This window comes from Pseudomonas sp. SIMBA_067, from assembly GCF_046534675.1.
Lineage (GTDB): Bacteria > Pseudomonadota > Gammaproteobacteria > Pseudomonadales > Pseudomonadaceae > Aquipseudomonas > Aquipseudomonas putida.
Genome location: NZ_JAWRYH010000003.1, coordinates 361,591 through 375,229, shown reverse-complemented (window position 1 = coordinate 375,229; position 13,639 = coordinate 361,591). Strand labels below are relative to the sequence as shown.

Below are 13,639 nucleotides of genomic sequence, written 5' to 3'. Positions count from 1 at the left end.
CCATGAATCCTGAGTAACAGCATAGAACCGATCGACGAACAGGGATGGCCAATTGCCTATACACAGCCTTGCAGTGCTTGTCTGGCTTGCGTTGTGCGCCGGTCAGGATGCCCGGGAGCGGCAGATTTCCAATGTCCTGACGCTCGGTGTTGCCGCCTGTGCGCTGGTTTGGTTGCTGGCCACCGGGAACAGTTGGCTAGGTGCCCAGGGCAGCGATGCAGCGCTGGCTTTCGTCATCGTCCTGTTACTGACGCTGCCTGGCTACATGCTCGGCCAGTTCGGGGCTGGGGACGTCAAGCTGCTTGGCGCGCTGGCGCTGGCTACCAGCGTGGACCACGTGCTCGGTACCTTCATTGGTGCCGGAGTGGCACTGGTGGCATGGCAGATGGTGCGGCGCAGGGCACGCCAGCCGGGGGAGAAGAGGCCGTTTGCGCCTTTTTTGCTGGCCGGTTTTGCCGTTTCGCTTGCCTGGCTTGAGTGTCGCGGCGGCTGTTAGATCGAGCGCCGCCCGCGCGGCGCTCGATCTAACAGGCGACGCAAAAATACCCGCGAACTAATTATTCCGCTCTGTCATCTTGGTCCAGCGGTAGAAGTCGGGGATTTCGTACTTGTAGGTATCCAGCCAGCGCTGCATGGACTGGTCACGCTCCCGCGCCGTTTGCACCTGCAGGCGCGTGGATGCCTGTTCGCCGCTGGACTGCACGCGCAACAGCCGTTCGGTGGCCGTCTCATCCGTAGCGGCATGGCGCGGGTATTCCTCGGCCATCAACGTCGCGCTGCCTACGCAGCAGGCCAGTAGCATCACGTACCTGATCATGATCACCTCCGCGTATCAATTGACCATCATGTCCGGGGCCCTGGCCGATGCAATCGGGCCTCGGCCGCCGGCCTTGATCTTGCCGGCCCGCGCCTGGGCTTCGGCAAATTGCCCGGCTTTGAGCTGCAGCCGGCCGACCAGGTCGGTGGCCTGCTGCCAGTTGTCCTGCACCAGCGCCAAGGTCACCAGGTTGACCGCAGACAGCGTGTTGTCGTCCTTCAGTTCGATTGCCGTCAGCAACTCGAAGCGCGCCTGGTCATAGCGCCCCAGGTTCATCAGCACCACGCCAAGGTCGTTGCGCACCCGCTCGTCGGTAGGCGCAAGCCGTACGGCGCGTTGCAGGTTCTGCAGGGCCTGTACGTCGTCACCGCGGGCCGATGCCAGTTGGCCCAGGCCGTGCTCGCCTTCGGCAGCCAGGCAACCGCCGAGCAGGCTGCGGTACAAGGGCTCGGCCTCGCTGAGGCCAAGCAGCCGTGACACCTTGGCCTTGCGCAGGCGCACCTGGTCGAAGGTGTCCGGCAGTTGCTGCAGGTGGGCAAGGCTGGCGTGCGGGCGCCCGTCGTTGAGCATTTCGTCTGCCAGGTTCAGTGCCAGTTGCTGGTCGGCGTCCGGCTTGCTGCAACTGGCGGTGGCGAACAACTGGCGCAGGCCTTCGGGCTGTTGCCCGGCGCATCCGGTCAGCAACACCAGGCTTGCGCACAACAGGATTGTCTTCATCAATCAGTCCTCATGGGCTCAACGCCCGCGCCAATGCAGAAAAGCCTGGCCCGGCAAGGACAATGAGCAAGGCCGGAAACAGGAACACCATCATCACTGCCGACATCTTTGCCGACATCATCGATACCCGTTCTTGCAGGCGGGTCAGGCGACGGTCGTCGAGCAGCGCCTTCAGTGCCTGCAACGACTTCATCGCGCCGCTGCCCTGTGTCAGCAACTGGCGCAGGATCACGCAGGTATCGGTGAACTCATCCACAGCCAGCAACTGGGCGACCTTTTCCAGTTCCGCGCCGAGCGCCATGCCCGAATCCACCCGCTGCAGCACCTGGCGCAGCTCTGCGCTGATGTGCGGGATCAACGTCCGGCCTTCGTGGCTCAGCACGCGCAGGGCCTGTTCAACGGCCAGGCCGGTCTCGAAGAGAATCCGCAGCAAGGGGATCATCAGGCTGACCTCTTCTGCGATGCGCCGCTGGCGGCGGGCCGCAGCCACGGCCAACAGGCGCTTGGGCAACAGGTAACCGACGCCCAGCGCGCACAATGGCCAGACCATCCAGCCGGCCGCGGCGCTGCCCTTGAACCCCTGTTGCAACAACAGCGTCAGCGCCACCGCCAGCAGCGGCAGGCCCAGCTGAACAGCCGCAAACAGGGCGCGCTGGCGGCTGCGGCGCCAGCCGATCCGCTCAAGCAGGGCCTGGCTTTCGCCGTCGAATTTCTGTAGCCGCTGCCCCCACGCGCTGCTGCCCAGCCACTGCAGCCAGTCGCCCAGGCGTTCGTCGCGGGTCAGTCGCCCTTGCAGACGTCGGGTCACCAGTACCCGCGCTCGCCATTGGCGAATAACCTGCAGACCAAACAGGCTGGCGGCGATGAACAGGCACAGGGCGCAGATCAGCAAGGCCATGGTCACAAGCTCCTCATCATCCGCCACAGCACCAGGCAACCGAGCACCTGCAGGGCAAAGGCCAGCAACAGCATCATCTGGCCGCTGCTGTCGCGCCACATGGCCAACAGGTAATGCGGGTTGGCCATCATGAAGTAGCCGACCATGGCCAGCGGCAACGACCCGAGAATGATCGCGGTAATGCGGGTTTCGCCGGTCATCGCCTTGAGCTGACGCGCCCCTTGTTCACGCTCGCGAATCAGCTTGATCAGGTTTTCCATCAGTTCGCTGGCATTGCCGCCGTAGCGCTGGTTGATGCGCAAGCCGAGGGCGAACAGCCGCAGTTCGTCCTGCTGGTGCAGTTCGGCCAGCTCGCTCACGGCATCCTCCAGCGCCACGCCCAACTGTACGTTGCGCCGCACCCGCGCCATGGCGGAGCGCAGGGGGTCGCGGCTGCTGTCGATGCCGCCCAGCACCGCGTCATTGAGGGTGCGGCCGGCCTTTAGGCTGCGAACGCTGTAGTCCAGCAGGCTGGGCAACTGGTCGACGATTTGCCGCATCCGCCGGCGGCTTTGCCAGCTCAGGATCAGGTACGCCGGGGTCGGCAGGCCGATCAGCAGCATCAAGGCAGCCACCCAGCCGGCAACGATCAGCGCCAGCAGCACCACGGCCAGCCACGCCAGCAACCAGCGTTGTGGCTCAAAGTCGATAGCCCCCAAACCGGCGCGTTGCAGCAGGGCGTCGAGCCATTCGCGCCGGGCGGTGCCATTGCGCACAATGCTGAACGCCCGCCCCAGGCGTTGCAGGATGCGCTCTTCGTGCCGCTTGTACAGCCCACGGCGCAGCAGCAGCAAGGCCACGCCCAGCAACAGCGGGGACAGTGCCAGCAACACGGGGCCGGTCACAGCAGGCCCTCTGCGTGCAGCTTGCTGCCTGCCGGGTTGGGGGCTTCGCGCAGAAAGGTATCGCCGCCACGACGATCGAGGCGGAACAGGGTGTTGGTCACGTACACCTCATCGCGCACGCCGACCACTTCCAGCACCTCGCTGACGCAGCGTCGGCCATCGGGCAGGCGGGTCAGCTGGATCACCACATCCAGCGCCGCGCAAACCATTTGCCGCATGGTCTTTTCGGCAATTTGCCGGCCGCTCAGGCCGACCAGGGTTTCCAGGCGCAGCAGCGCATCCTGGGCGGTGTTGGCGTGCACCGTGCTCATCGAGCCATCGTGGCCGGTGTTCATTGCGGTGAGCACGTCGAGCACTTCGCTGCCGCGTATCTCACCCAGGATGATGCGGTCGGGCCGCATGCGCAGGGCGTTGCGGATCAGTTCGCTGGCTTTGACTTCGCCATGCCCTTCGGCATTCGGCGGACGGGTTTCCAGGCGCACCACGTGGGGATGGTGCAAATTCAGTTCGGCGACGTCCTCGATGGTCACCAGGCGTTCGCGGGGCGCGATCATCTGGCTGAGGATGTTCAGCAGGGTGGTCTTGCCGGTGCCGGTACCGCCGCTGACCAGAATGTTGCAACGTTTGCCCACGGCGCGCTCGAAGAAGTCGAAGATGTGCTGGTCGATGGCGCGGGTGGCCAGCAGGTCGGCACTCTTGAGCATGTCCTGGCGGAACTTGCGGATTGACAGGCACGGGCCGTCCAGTGCCACAGGCGGAATGATCGCATTCACCCGGCTGCCATCGGGCATGCGCGCGTCGACCATTGGCGAGGATTCATCCAGGCGCCGGCCAAGCGGGGCGAGGATGCGCTGCATCACCCGCTCCACATGGTGGGCGTCGATAAAGCGCAGGTCGGTTTGCTGCAACAGGCCCGCCCGTTCGACGAACACCCGGTGTGGCCCGTTGACCAGGATTTCCGTGACGGTGGGGTCACGCAACAACACTTCCAGCGGGCCGAAACCGGTCAGCTCATCCACCAGCTCTTCGGCCAGGCGCTCCATTTCGTATCGCGACATGGCCAGGCGTAGCCGCGCGACGTAATCGCCCACCTGCTCCAGCACGAACTGGGTCAGCGCTGGCCGGGCGCCTTCGAGCAGGTTACGGCCGCTGTCCTCGATGGCGTCGATGGCAAAGCGGTGCAGTGCACGCTTTAGCGCGTAGGGGTCGCCGGAGGCGTGTTGCGGGCCACCAAAGGGTTGGTCATTGCTCATTTGCTCCCCCAAAGCCGACGCAGCCAGGTGAAGGCTGGTGGTGCGAGGTTTTCCGAGCGCTGTGCCAGGCGTTCGCCCAGGCTGCGCAGGGCTTGAGTGAGGTTTTCACGCGGGGCCAGTTCGAACAGGCTCAGGCCTTGGTTTTTCACGTTCAGGCGCACTTCCGGGCTGCAGGGGATGGCCTTGAGCAAGGGCAGCCCGTAGCGTTTGGCCAGGGTATCGGCGTCGGGTGCAACGTTGTTCAGATAACGGTCCACCAACAGGCTGGCGTGCTCCAGCTTCATGCCGTGGTCACGCCACAGGTCGAGCACTTCAAGGTTGCGCCGGCAGTCGAGGATGTTCTGGTCGGTGTAGACGATCAGTTTGTCGCAATGGCTCACCAGCGTGCGCAGGGCTTCGCTGTCGGCATGCCCGGTCAGGTTCACGACGATGTGCTGGAAATGCTGGCGCAGGGCGCTCAACAGCATGTACAGCTCGGCGGCGCTGGTCTGCTGCAGCGGGTCGTCGGCCTCGGCGTAGGTCAGCAGGCGCAAGCCTTTCTTGTCACGTGTGAATGCGCTGTCGATCAGTGTGGTGTCGAGGCGGCGCAAGTGGCGCAGGGCGTCGCCGAAGAAGAACGACGCTTCCAGGCCGAGCAGTGCCAGGCTGTCGCCACGCGGCAGGCCCAGGTCCAGCAACAGGGTTTGCTGGCCGCTCTCCTGCACCACCCGGGCCAGGTGGGTAGTGAGCAATGCCCCGTCGGCACTGCTTTGTACGCCGAACAGCACCGTCAGCCCGCCGAGGGCGGGGTTGCTGGCCACCGCCGGCACGCGCTTGCCCAGGCGGCGCACCAGCCCGGCCACTTCGCTTGCGCGCGAGCCATAGGCGACGAAGTCGCGGGCGCCAGCGCGCATGGCATGCAGCACCAGTTGGTTGTCCATGCCATCGCCGAGGGCGACGATCGCCAGCATCGGCTTGGCCTCCAGCACCCCCTCGATCAAGGCGCACTGGCTGACCAGTTGTTCGCGGTCCAGGCCGATGAACATCAGGTTGCTGAAGGTGGCGTTGACCAGCGCCAGCAGCTCGTCGAGGCTGCCGGCGCTGGCACCGATCACCTGGCCTTGCGGCGCCAGTGCGCCTTGCAGCCAGTGCAGGTCCTCCTCGTTGCGGGTGATGGCGAGGAAGGTGGGGTTCAGGCTCTCGTTCATTGGGATAACCCGCCTTGGCCATCGAAGTTGCCGTTCTCCAGGAAGAACAGGCGCCCCCAGCTGGGGTCGTAGGTGCGCAGGTTCTCGCCCGGCAGTTGCGGCATCCGGGCGTTGGCGGCCAGCGGCTGGACCAGGTGCGGGGTGACGATCATCAGCAGTTCGGTTTCTTCGCGGCGCATGGCCGAGTTGCGGAAGAACGCGCCCAGTACCGGCAGGCTCCCCAGGCCAGGCAGGCGGTCTACGGCGGAACGGGTGTTGTTGCTGACCAGGCCGCTGATGATGAAGCTCTCGCCATCGGCCAGGGCAATGCTGGTGTCGGTGCGCCTTACCGTCAAACCCGGCACCTGCGTGCCGGCGATGGTCACCACGTTGCTGTAGTCCAGCTCGCTGACTTCCGGCGCCACCTTGAGGGTGATCCTGCCCTGGCTGATGACGGTCGGTGTCAGCGCCAGGCGTACGCCAAATTCCTTGTATTCGATCGACACGTTGTCGCTGCCCGCGCTGGGCACCGGGATCGGGATTTCACCGCCAGCCAGAAAGCTCGCAGTCTGGCCGCTGAGCACGGTCAGGCTGGGGCGGGCCAGGGTGTAGGCGAAGCCGCTGTTTTCCAGGGCGTTGATCATGGCCAGGAAGCGGCTGCTGCCGCCGCCCCAGACGATGTTGAAGACGGTGTCGTCGAGGGGGATCGACGGGGTTACGTTGGGGACCGAACCGGGGCTGACGGACGTGCCGGGCACGGTGCCCGGCGAGCCGATCAGGCTATTGTTGGAGCCTTTGAAGAACAACCGTGCACCGGCCTCCTTGTATTTGGTGCGACGTACTTCCACGAAGCGGATGTCGGCCTGCACCTGGCTTATCAGTTGCGCATCCTGCGACGGCAAGAAGCTGTCTTCGGCCATGTCGGCACTGGCCCGGCCTTTGACGAACACCATGGCCCTGTGAGGTGACGGGGCGCATGTGGTCCACAGCATCAGGGTGGTATTGCCTTGGCCCACCGCGGTAATTACCACGCCGCGCTCGCCGCTGGACTGCACATCGGCCACCTTCGGCTCACCCACGGCAACCCGGCTGATCGCCAGCGGCAGGCGTAGCTCCTGCTGCAGGCCCTGGTCTATCTCGATGACCGAAGGCAGCTGACTGACCGCTTCGCAGCCTTTACCCGCCGCCTGCGCCTGGGGCAACAGCGCGGCCAGCAGCCCGGTACAACATGCTTGTCTCAAAAAGGAACTACGCATCGCTGCATCCTTGCCGGGTCAGGGGGTTTTATTCGTATCGTCAGCCTGTGCGCCACGGATGATGTGCATGGCGGGTGTGGGGTTACGGGTCGCCAGGCTGGCAGCGTTGACCACCGGCGACTGGGACAGCTGGCTGAAGCGGTAGAGTTCGCGGTTGGCGGCTTCTACCTGCGGTTTGACATCGGGTTCGTTCCAGTACCGAGCCAGGCGTTGTTCATCGGCACTGCGCACGGCCAGGCGCAACGTGCCGGCCTGTGCAGCCAGCATCAAGCGGCTGGCGAAGGCCTCGGGTACTGCCAGCGCTACCGTGCGGGTGCCGTTGCCGCTCATGCTGGCCTGTTCGCGCCGGGCCTTTTGCTCTTCGGCGGTCTGCGCCGGGCGGCCATCGTTGGCCAGGCCCGTCTGCTCGCCGACGCTGAGCACGCGCAAGGCCGGCAGCACCACCTGGGCGGAGGACTGAGGGTTGTTGGGCTCTTCACGCAGGAACAGCAACACGTCCACGTAGTCACCCGGGCGCACTTGGCCGGCAGCGCCGACCACTTCGTCCACACCGACTGCCACGGCGCGCTCGTTGGCGCGGATCATCCGCGCCAGCGGGCCGCCGGCCTGGAAGCTGGACTCATCCAGCCAGGTGCCCGCAGCAAGTGGCCTGGCGCTGGTTCGCCCGATCACCTGGGCGGTTTGCTGGTAGGCCCCGGCGGGGGCAACCTGCAGGCGCTCGATCAGCACATCGTCTTCAGTGACCGGCGTATTGGCGGGCAGTGCCTTGCGCAGGACGACGACGGCTGTACGCAGTGGTTCCGGTGGAGCGGTGGGGGGTGGGGCGACGGCGACAACCGGTTGTTCGCCCGTAGGGATAACCGGTGCAGGCACAGCAGCAGGGCGGCTGAGCACAATGCCCCAGTAGCCTGCCAGCAGTGCTGCCAGCAGGAAGAATGCCGCCAGTATCAGGGTCAAGCGACTACTCATCTCAGCCTCCCTGCACGCGTCGACTGATGGCAAAAAGTCACTATTTCGCTATAGGACGGTAGCCCAGCCATCACCATTTGCCATGAGCTGGAGTGGTTTTTTTCGGGATCGTGATTAAGTCGAGGTAATACAGTGGGTTAGCATTTTTATGGGTGTTAATTCTCGGGAATTAATACTTTGTAATTAATCCTTTAATACATTTGCAGACCTCTCCAGCTTGACGATGCTGATGGCAAATAGGTGTCACTTTGATACCGCTATCGCCGGCATGCATGCCGCAAGGAGCTGAGCCATGAAACTGTTCATTCTGCACTGCATGAACTTCCTGCATCGCAAGGACGGAGCATCCGGTATCGAATACGCGGTCATCGCGACGATGGTTGCAGTGGTGTTGGCGGCATTCGTCGGGGACATCTCCACGGCGGTCAACGCCACCTTCACCACGATCAAAAATGCCCTTTGACCATTGAACAGGAGCCAACGCCATGCAGAACGCTTCCTCGCGCCAGCAGATCCTTTTGGTGGATGACGAGCAGGACGTTCTGCTGGAGCTGGCCGAACTTTTAGAGAACGAAGGCTTCGCCTGCCTGACCGCGACATCGGTACAGGCAGCCTTGCAACAGCTTACCCGTCATCCGGACGTTGCCCTGGTGATCACCGACCTGCGTATGCCCGAGGAAAGCGGCATCGGTTTGATCAGGCGCATGCGCGAGCATACGGCCCGCCTGCACCTGCCGGTGATTGTCATGTCCGGGCAGGCCGACCTGGATGATGTCAGCGAACTGCTGCACCTGCAGGTGGTGGATTTTTTCCGCAAGCCGCTTTATCACAAGCGTTTGCTGACAACCCTGGAGAACCTGTTCCCCGTGCCAAGGCTGAGGGTAGTGAATTGAGGGAGCCCTTGAATGGCCTTTAATGGCCTTTAATAAAAGCGCCCGGCACTTGGCCGGGCGTTTTCATTGCTGGGGTCAGGCGTCCGGGTCGCTCAGTTCCAGGGCGCCGCGCTTGCTGCGCAGCTTGCCGTAGAAGTGTTCCAGCGCGTGGTTGAGCTTGGTGGCGGCACCGTCGACTGCCTGGTCTACCGAAGTGGCAGTGTGGGTCACGGAAATCGGTTGGTGGCCTTTGGGGCGAGCCTCCATCTGGCAGCGTTTGTCATGCGGTCCGGGCTTGGCGCCGTTCTCGTCGCGCAGGTGAACCTCGATGCGGGTGAGGTCTTCTTCGTAACGTTCCAGAGAGCTCTGCAGGGTACTGCGGACCCACTGATCGAGACGGGCGTTGCTTTCGAAATGGTTGCTGCTGTTGACCTGGATTTGCATGATTCAATCCTTATTCAGCTTGCTCGCATGGAGACGCGCCTAGGCCCTTGAGACCCTTGGAATTTCTGCGCCTCTTGACTCTAAGGTCAGGCAACCGCGGACCGAATTCAAGCCCTTTTTGAAAATAAATTTCTTGTTGCAAATCCATCGATGCATGGCGGAGGGCAGGGCTGCATGGCCGTTCGACCGTGGATGTGAGCGCGCTGGGCACCGTGATACTCCGGCGCCAGGTAGCGCAACTGGTAGTAAGAATTGTTCGCATTGTATTGCAGGGCAGAATGCTCGGCAATCTCCACCGGCCCTATCGCCGGCAAGCCCGCTCCCACATAACCCCGCTGTCTTCAAGCCCTGTGCAATACCTATGGGAGCTGGCTTGCCGGCGATAGGGCCAGGACAGGCAACACATCGCTAACTCTTTGCCTATGAGAATTGAAATCATTATTATTGCAACCCCCAAAACACCCGGACTTTCGCCATGACGCGCAAAACCGCCGGCCTCTCGCTCAGCTATCGGCTGGCCGTTGCCTCACGCAGCCTGGCCGCGCTGTTGGGCGGCTACCTGCTGGCGTCCATGGCCAGCGTCTGCATTGCCTTGGTGGCGCCACTGCCTAAGGTCGATGCCACGCTGACCGGCCTGCTGTTGTCGTTCGTCTTCTACCTGCTGGCATTCATCTGGTGCTTCGCCTGTCGCAGCGCCTGGCGTGCCTGGCTGGGGGTGTTGGCGCCGAGCCTGTTGCTGGGCATGATCAGCGGCGTTGCCTACTGGATGAAAAACCCATGAAAGAAGGCTTCCGCCAGGCGATGGCCTGGCTGCACACCTGGACCGGCCTGATCTTTGGCTGGCTGTTGTTTGCCATCTTCCTCACCGGCACGCTGTCGTACTTCAAGGATGAAATCACCCACTGGGCGCAGCCCGAGGTGCGCCGTCATACCCTGGACCCGGCCCTCAGTCTGGACAAGGCCCAGCAATACCTGCAGGACAATGCCGGGCATTCCGCCTCTTGGTTCATCGACATGCCCAACGAGCGTGAGGCGGCCCTGAGCGTGGGCTATCGCGACCCCAACGGCGGGCCGCGTGGCTTCGTCAACAAAACCCTCGACACCCAGACCGGCCTGCCAGTGGAAGCACGCGACAGCCGGGGTGGCGAGTTCTTCTACCGGTTCCACTTCCAGCTGCAGATGCCGTACCCGTTTGGCCGCTGGCTGTCGACCTTCTGCGCCTTCATCATGCTGCTGGGGCTGGTCACCGGCATCATCACCCACAAGAAGATCTTCAAGGAGTTCTTCACCTTCCGCCCCGGCAAGGGCCAGCGCTCCTGGCTGGACGGGCACAACGCCATCGGCGTGCTGGTGCTGCCCTTCCACCTGATGATCAGTTACAGCAGCCTGGTGCTGTTCATGTACATGGTGATGCCGGCGGGCATCATGGCCAGCTATGGCAATGACACCGGCAAGTACTTCAACGACCTGTTCGGCCGCGACGATGCGCCCAAAGCGGCCCAGGTGCCCACGCCGCTGGTTGCGCTGCCAACCCTGTACGCCAAGGTCCAGGAACTGCAACCGGGCGCGCGTATCGGCTTCATCCAGGTGCAGAACCCCGGCGACAGCAATGCCCGCGTCACCTTCACCCAGTCGGCTGCCGACCACGTGGCTTATCGGCGCAGTGCCAACTGGACGTTCGACGGCGCCAGTGGTGCGCTGCTGAGCCAGGGCAAGCCAGAGAGCGGGGCGATGATGACTGCCTTCAGTTTTGCCGGGCTGCACATGGGCAATTTCGCCGGGCCCTGGCTGCGCTGGCTGTATTTCTTCTTTGGCGTCGCCGGGACTGCGGTGATCGGCACCGGGCTGGTGATGTGGCTGGGCAAGCGCCAGCTCAAGCATGCCAAGAGCGCGCACATGCCGGGTGAGTTGCGCCTGGTCGAGGTGCTCAATATCGCCAGCATGAGCGGGCTGCTGCTGGCGGTGGCGGGCTTCTTCTGGGCCAACCGCCTGATCCCGGTGGGCGTCGAGGGCCGCGCCGGCTGGGAGGTCAATGCCTTCTTCATCGCATGGGGCTTGTCACTGGTGCATGCCGTGCTGCGCAGCGGGCGCCGGGCGTGGGGCGAGCAACTGGCGCTGGGGGCGCTGGCCTTTGTTCTGCTGCCGCTGCTCAATGGCTTGAGCACCGACCGGGGATTGAACCATTCGTTGCAGGCAGGTGACTGGGCCATGGCCGGCTTCGACCTGACGGCCCTGGGTACTGGCCTGTTCCTGGCCTGGCTGGCCGGCAAGATGCTGCGCAGCCCCAAACCGGTTGCCAAGCGGCCACGCGCGGCAAAAAAAGCGGGCACTGAAACGGCGCAGGTGAGCTGATGCTGGGTAACGCACTGATTGCATTCGCAGGTTTTGTCGCCCTGTGCCTGGCCATGGAAAAGCACTTCAGCGATTTGCTCGGGCGCAAGCCGCGCCCCGGGCAGTTGCAGCTGCTGCACGTTGCCGGCTGGCTGCTGCTGATGCTGTCGCTGATCCTCAGCGTGCACCTGCGTGGCTGGGCCCATGGCCTGGTGGAATGGACGGCAGTGATGATGGCCGGGGTGACCGTGTGGGTGTTCGGCCTGCCGTACCAGCCACGTCTGCTGCTGGGCCTGGCCGCCGCCAGCGTGGTGCTGGGCCCATTGCTGGCCGTGTTTGCCGTGTGAACCTGTGAGCGAGCAGGGGGATATCATCGAGCCCGAAGCCGACAGCAGTGGAGGGCGCGCACGTTTCGTCCAGGTGTTCCTGGCCCAGCGGGCGCGCATGGAGGCGCTGGTCAGCCGGCGCGTTGGCTGCCGCGCCACGGCTTCAGACCTGGTGCAGGAACTGTTCCTGCGTTTCTGGCGCCGCCCCGAGGTCAAGGTCGAGGCGCTGGACACCTACCTGTTGCGCTGTGCCGGCAACCTGGCCATCGACCACCTGCGCAGTGAAGGCAGCCGCGAACGGGTGGCAGAAGCCGCTTTGCCCATGGACGAGGCGGCAATGGCTCAGGCGCCGGAGCAGGCGCTGGAGGTCGACCACGACCTGCAGCGCATCGAAGCTGCCTTGCGCGCATTGCCCGAGCGCACCCGGCAGATCTTTCTGCTCAACCGCATCCATGGCTGCAAGTACGGCGAAATTGCCAAGGCCATGCAGCTGTCCCAGAGCGCCGTGGAAAAGCATATGATGCGCGCCCTTGAAGCGTGCAAGGCGAGTGTTGCCGAGCCCGCGTCCACCCCACGCCGGCCTGGGAGTGCCCGTCGATGAGCCGTTTGCCCCCGATCACCGAGGCGCAGTCCCAGGCCGCCCTGCAATGGCTCAGCCGCATCAATGAGCAGCCCGCGCAAGCCGAAGGGGCTGCGTTCAAGCGCTGGTTGCTGGCCGACCCCGTGCACCGTGACGCCTACCAACAGGCCCAGGCGCTGTGGCAGAAAAGCGCCGCCCCGGCGGCGCGCCTGGCGGACGAAGAACAGGACGCCCTGCAGCGCTACCTCGATGCCATGGCCAAGCCGCCGACCCGCGGCCCGTGGCGGCAGGTGGCAGCACTGGCGATGGCGGCCTGCCTGGTGCTGGCCGTGGGCGTTGCCGGTGGCTGGCACCCGGCGTACTGGTTGCAGGACCTGCAGGCCGACTACAGCAGTGCCGGGCTGGTTCGCCAGGTGACTTTGGCCGACCAGTCGCAGGTGACGCTTGATGCCGGCAGCGCCATTGCGGTCGATTTTGCCCAGGGAGAGCGCCGTGTGCGGTTGTTGCATGGCGCAGCGTTCTTCGAGGTCACGCATACCGGCGAGCCGTTCCTGGTCGAAGCCGGCGGTGGCGAAGTGCGGGTGCTCGGCACTCAGTTCGAGGTGCGTGAGCAAGGCGACGGCGCCCAGGTGACGGTGCGCAGCGGGCGTGTGGGCGTGAGCGCTGCGCAAGGCACTCTGGCGCGTGAGCTGACGGCCAACCAGCAGGTGGCCTTCAGCGCAGGCAGGGTAGGCGACACCCTGGGGGTGGACAGTGAAAACCGCCTGGCCTGGCGCCAGGGGTGGCTGAACTATTACCAGGTGCCGCTGGCGCAGGTGGTCGAAGACCTTGGGCGCTATTACCCGGGGCGCATCCTGTTGCTGGATGGCGAACTGGGGCAGCGCAAGGTCAGCGGCAGCTTCCCGGTGACCGAGCCGCTGCTGGCGCTGGATTCGCTGGGCAAGGTGATGGGTTTTTCGCGGCAGACCGTGTTGGGGCGTCTGACCCTGGTTCGGTAGCAGCCTGCACCGGCCATGCAGTACCTGTAGGAGCAGCCTTGTGCTGCGAAGAGGCCGGCACAGGAAAAATAATTTCAATCAACGGGTGAGGTAACAGGACGTGGCATCCGTGTAATGAGTGAAAGTGC

Annotated in this window: 17 protein-coding genes; 8 read left to right on the top strand and 9 right to left on the bottom strand. The window is 64.2% G+C overall.

The window, feature by feature from the left end; genetic code table 11:
* Positions 1-58: 58 nt before the first annotated feature.
* Positions 59-496, top strand: a complete 438-nt coding sequence (locus SB765_RS10160; protein WP_341798925.1) for a prepilin peptidase — start codon at positions 59-61, stop codon at positions 494-496.
* A gap of 57 nt (positions 497-553) precedes the next feature.
* Here the strand turns inward: SB765_RS10160 and SB765_RS10155 are convergent, their stop codons facing one another.
* The 8 genes from SB765_RS10155 to cpaB are packed head-to-tail and all read right to left on the bottom strand — an operon-like array spanning position 554 to position 7,960.
* Positions 554-817: a DUF3613 domain-containing protein gene (locus SB765_RS10155; protein ID WP_341796758.1), complete on the bottom strand. Its 264-nt coding sequence runs from the start codon at positions 815-817 to the stop codon at positions 554-556.
* Positions 818-832: 15 nt separating this feature from the next.
* The gene (locus SB765_RS10150; RefSeq protein ID WP_016497966.1) at positions 833-1,534 is read right to left on the bottom strand and encodes a tetratricopeptide repeat protein; all 702 of its coding nucleotides are present in this window, start codon (positions 1,532-1,534) and stop codon (positions 833-835) included.
* A gap of 10 nt (positions 1,535-1,544) precedes the next feature.
* Positions 1,545-2,432 (bottom strand): type II secretion system F family protein, encoded by an 888-nt coding sequence (locus SB765_RS10145; protein ID WP_410931262.1) that lies wholly within the window; start codon positions 2,430-2,432, stop codon positions 1,545-1,547.
* Between the two features lie 2 nt (positions 2,433-2,434).
* Positions 2,435-3,316, bottom strand: coding sequence for a type II secretion system F family protein (locus SB765_RS10140; protein ID WP_410931261.1), 882 nt, complete (start codon positions 3,314-3,316; stop codon positions 2,435-2,437).
* Positions 3,313-4,569, bottom strand: a complete 1,257-nt coding sequence (locus tag SB765_RS10135) for a CpaF family protein (protein ID WP_016497969.1) — start codon at positions 4,567-4,569, stop codon at positions 3,313-3,315. The genes SB765_RS10140 and SB765_RS10135 overlap by 4 nt, the downstream gene beginning before the upstream one ends.
* On the bottom strand, positions 4,566-5,756 hold the full coding sequence (locus SB765_RS10130; protein WP_410931260.1) for a pilus assembly protein: 1,191 nt from the start codon (positions 5,754-5,756) through the stop codon (positions 4,566-4,568). The genes SB765_RS10135 and SB765_RS10130 overlap by 4 nt, the downstream gene beginning before the upstream one ends.
* Positions 5,753-6,991 carry a type II and III secretion system protein family protein gene (locus SB765_RS10125; RefSeq protein WP_341796755.1) on the bottom strand — a complete coding sequence of 413 codons (1,239 nt, stop codon included), beginning with the start codon at positions 6,989-6,991 and terminating at the stop codon, positions 5,753-5,755. Before SB765_RS10125 ends, SB765_RS10130 begins: the two co-directional genes overlap by 4 nt.
* Before the next feature lie 18 nt (positions 6,992-7,009).
* Positions 7,010-7,960: a Flp pilus assembly protein CpaB gene (gene cpaB / locus SB765_RS10120; protein WP_410931259.1), complete on the bottom strand. Its 951-nt coding sequence runs from the start codon at positions 7,958-7,960 to the stop codon at positions 7,010-7,012.
* A gap of 292 nt (positions 7,961-8,252) precedes the next feature.
* Here cpaB and SB765_RS10115 point away from each other — a divergent pair, with 292 nt between their 5' ends.
* Both SB765_RS10115 and SB765_RS10110 read left to right on the top strand, forming a co-directional pair.
* Entirely contained in the window at positions 8,253-8,423 is a 171-nt protein-coding gene (locus tag SB765_RS10115; RefSeq protein ID WP_016497973.1) for a Flp family type IVb pilin, read from the top strand.
* Positions 8,424-8,445: 22 nt separating this feature from the next.
* Positions 8,446-8,853 carry a response regulator gene (locus tag SB765_RS10110; protein ID WP_016497974.1) on the top strand — a complete coding sequence of 136 codons (408 nt, stop codon included), beginning with the start codon at positions 8,446-8,448 and terminating at the stop codon, positions 8,851-8,853.
* A gap of 75 nt (positions 8,854-8,928) precedes the next feature.
* Here SB765_RS10110 and SB765_RS10105 read toward each other — a convergent pair whose 3' ends face one another.
* On the bottom strand, positions 8,929-9,276 hold the full coding sequence (locus SB765_RS10105) for an HPF/RaiA family ribosome-associated protein (RefSeq protein WP_016489041.1): 348 nt from the start codon (positions 9,274-9,276) through the stop codon (positions 8,929-8,931).
* A 475-nt stretch (positions 9,277-9,751) separates the two neighbouring features.
* Here SB765_RS10105 and SB765_RS10100 point away from each other — a divergent pair, with 475 nt between their 5' ends.
* The 5 genes from SB765_RS10100 to SB765_RS10080 are packed head-to-tail and all read left to right on the top strand — an operon-like array spanning position 9,752 to position 13,511.
* Positions 9,752-10,057 (top strand): DUF3649 domain-containing protein, encoded by a 306-nt coding sequence (locus tag SB765_RS10100; protein ID WP_016497978.1) that lies wholly within the window; start codon positions 9,752-9,754, stop codon positions 10,055-10,057.
* Positions 10,054-11,628, top strand: coding sequence for a PepSY-associated TM helix domain-containing protein (locus tag SB765_RS10095; RefSeq protein ID WP_410931258.1), 1,575 nt, complete (start codon positions 10,054-10,056; stop codon positions 11,626-11,628). The genes SB765_RS10100 and SB765_RS10095 overlap by 4 nt, the downstream gene beginning before the upstream one ends.
* Positions 11,628-11,954, top strand: a complete 327-nt coding sequence (locus SB765_RS10090) for a DUF3325 domain-containing protein (RefSeq protein ID WP_341796751.1) — start codon at positions 11,628-11,630, stop codon at positions 11,952-11,954. The genes SB765_RS10095 and SB765_RS10090 overlap by 1 nt, the downstream gene beginning before the upstream one ends.
* A 4-nt stretch (positions 11,955-11,958) precedes the next feature.
* Positions 11,959-12,534, top strand: coding sequence for an RNA polymerase sigma factor (locus tag SB765_RS10085; protein ID WP_059395166.1), 576 nt, complete (start codon positions 11,959-11,961; stop codon positions 12,532-12,534).
* A complete protein-coding gene (locus SB765_RS10080; RefSeq protein ID WP_410931257.1) occupies positions 12,531-13,511 on the top strand; it encodes a FecR family protein in 981 nt (326 codons plus the stop codon). The genes SB765_RS10085 and SB765_RS10080 overlap by 4 nt, the downstream gene beginning before the upstream one ends.
* The last annotated feature ends 128 nt before the right edge of the window (positions 13,512-13,639 follow it).

Coding starts and splice junctions, on each gene's coding strand:
- SB765_RS10155 (WP_341796758.1), bottom strand. CDS start 817: ATGATCAGGTACGTGATGCTACTGGCCTGCTGCGTAGGCAGCGCGACG.
- SB765_RS10150 (WP_016497966.1), bottom strand. CDS start 1,534: ATGAAGACAATCCTGTTGTGCGCAAGCCTGGTGTTGCTGACCGGATGC.
- SB765_RS10145 (WP_410931262.1), bottom strand. CDS start 2,432: ATGGCCTTGCTGATCTGCGCCCTGTGCCTGTTCATCGCCGCCAGCCTG.
- SB765_RS10135 (WP_016497969.1), bottom strand. CDS start 4,569: ATGAGCAATGACCAACCCTTTGGTGGCCCGCAACACGCCTCCGGCGAC.
- SB765_RS10130 (WP_410931260.1), bottom strand. CDS start 5,756: ATGAACGAGAGCCTGAACCCCACCTTCCTCGCCATCACCCGCAACGAG.
- SB765_RS10125 (WP_341796755.1), bottom strand. CDS start 6,991: ATGCGTAGTTCCTTTTTGAGACAAGCATGTTGTACCGGGCTGCTGGCC.
- cpaB (WP_410931259.1), bottom strand. CDS start 7,960: ATGAGTAGTCGCTTGACCCTGATACTGGCGGCATTCTTCCTGCTGGCA.
- SB765_RS10115 (WP_016497973.1), top strand. CDS start 8,253: ATGAAACTGTTCATTCTGCACTGCATGAACTTCCTGCATCGCAAGGAC.
- SB765_RS10110 (WP_016497974.1), top strand. CDS start 8,446: ATGCAGAACGCTTCCTCGCGCCAGCAGATCCTTTTGGTGGATGACGAG.
- SB765_RS10105 (WP_016489041.1), bottom strand. CDS start 9,276: ATGCAAATCCAGGTCAACAGCAGCAACCATTTCGAAAGCAACGCCCGT.
- SB765_RS10100 (WP_016497978.1), top strand. CDS start 9,752: ATGACGCGCAAAACCGCCGGCCTCTCGCTCAGCTATCGGCTGGCCGTT.
- SB765_RS10095 (WP_410931258.1), top strand. CDS start 10,054: ATGAAAGAAGGCTTCCGCCAGGCGATGGCCTGGCTGCACACCTGGACC.
- SB765_RS10090 (WP_341796751.1), top strand. CDS start 11,628: ATGCTGGGTAACGCACTGATTGCATTCGCAGGTTTTGTCGCCCTGTGC.
- SB765_RS10080 (WP_410931257.1), top strand. CDS start 12,531: ATGAGCCGTTTGCCCCCGATCACCGAGGCGCAGTCCCAGGCCGCCCTG.